Origin of the sequence: Orrella sp. JC864, from assembly GCF_037026685.1 — a bacterium.
In the GTDB taxonomy this organism is placed as follows: domain Bacteria; phylum Pseudomonadota; class Gammaproteobacteria; order Burkholderiales; family Burkholderiaceae_B; genus Orrella.
The window spans coordinates 1-1,305 of the sequence record NZ_JBANET010000052.1 but is presented as its reverse complement, the minus strand read 5'-3'; the positions used below and the strand labels follow the sequence as shown (position 1 = coordinate 1,305).

1 protein-coding gene is annotated in these 1,305 nt (G+C 59.7%); it reads left to right on the top strand.

The window, feature by feature from the left end; translation table 11 throughout:
• Positions 1 to 66 precede the first annotated feature (66 nt).
• Positions 67 to 1,272, top strand: a complete 1,206-nt coding sequence (locus V8Z80_RS20845; protein ID WP_336063333.1) for an ISL3 family transposase — start codon at positions 67 to 69, stop codon at positions 1,270 to 1,272.
• The last annotated feature ends 33 nt before the right edge of the window (positions 1,273 to 1,305 follow it).

The following is a 1,305-nucleotide window of genomic DNA, read 5'->3' as shown; positions in this document are numbered from 1 at the left end:
GGCTCTTCATCGTAAACGGGGGACGCCAGGCATTCATTAGACTTGTTTTTGCGAAGAACACGTCTGATGGAAGCAATGCCGACGTCCCCAATCGATTCTATCCTAGGGATTTCTGGTCTGCTGGTGCAGCATGTCGAGCGCAAGCGCGACCTGCATGTGTGGGCCAAGCCACAGCAACGTCCTCGGTGCCCGTACTGCGACGATCCTGGCGTGCGGATCAAGGCCACCTACCGGCGCACGCTCAAGCACAGCCGCCAGGGTAATCAACTGGTGATCCTGCACCTGGACGTTCCGAAGTACCACTGCGCGCCGTGCAACCGCTATTTCCGGCACCGGTTTGCAGGTATCCGCCCACGCCTGCGTGCGACCGAGACCTACCGTCTGGAGGTCTTCGAGGCCCATGACGGCGGCGTCAGCCAGCGCAAGCTGACCCACACGCATCGGCTTGGCAGCGCCACCGTCGAGCGCTGGTATCAATCTTTCGTCAAGCAGCGAGTCGCTGAGCTCTCGGGACGCAGTTGCCCTCAAGTGCTGGGCATCGACGAGCATTTCTTCAGCCGCAAACGGGGCTATGCCACGACGCTGGTGGATTTGAGGAACCACAAGGTGTTCGATGTGGTGCTGGGCCGCTCCGAGGCCAGCCTGCGCAGCTATCTGAAGCGCTTGCCCGGCAAGGAAAACGTGCGCGTCATCGTCATGGACCTGTCCGAGACCTATCGCCAGATCGCCCGCCAATACTTCCCCAACGCGCTGATCGTGGCCGACCGCTTCCACGTCGTGCGCCTGGTCAATCAGCACTTTCTGAAGCTGTGGCAGCAACACGACCCTCAGGGCAAGAAGAATCCGGGGCTGCTCAGCCTGATGCGCCGCCACCACTGGAAACTGACGGCCTTGCAAAAGGAACGTCTGCACCAGTACCTGGCGCAGATGCCCGTGCTGCAGGCCCTGTACTTTGCCAAGCAGCAGCTCAGTGGGTTTCTGGTTTTGAAGAGCCTGAAGGCCAAACGCGCTCAGAAGATGCTGCCCAAATTCCTGGCGTTGATCCGGCAGTTCGAGCAAAGTCCGGCCAAGGCCCTGGCGGCGACGTTACTATCATGGCTGGAGCCGATCGTACGGATGTGGCGCTTCACCAAGTCCAATGGGATCACCGAAGGATTCCATACGAAGATGGAGATGCTCTCGCGCCGTGCGTTTGGGTTCAGAAATTTTGAGAATTACCGCATGAGAGTCTTGGCTCAGTGCGGCTGGAACGGTGTGATCAACCGGGTCTGATGAATGCCCGTCCCCCGTTTATGGGGTAGAGCC

Excerpts from the sequence above, each read along its gene's own strand:
- V8Z80_RS20845 (WP_336063333.1), top strand. The coding sequence starts at position 67 with ATGGAAGCAATGCCGACGTCCCCAATCGATTCTATCCTAGGGATTTCT.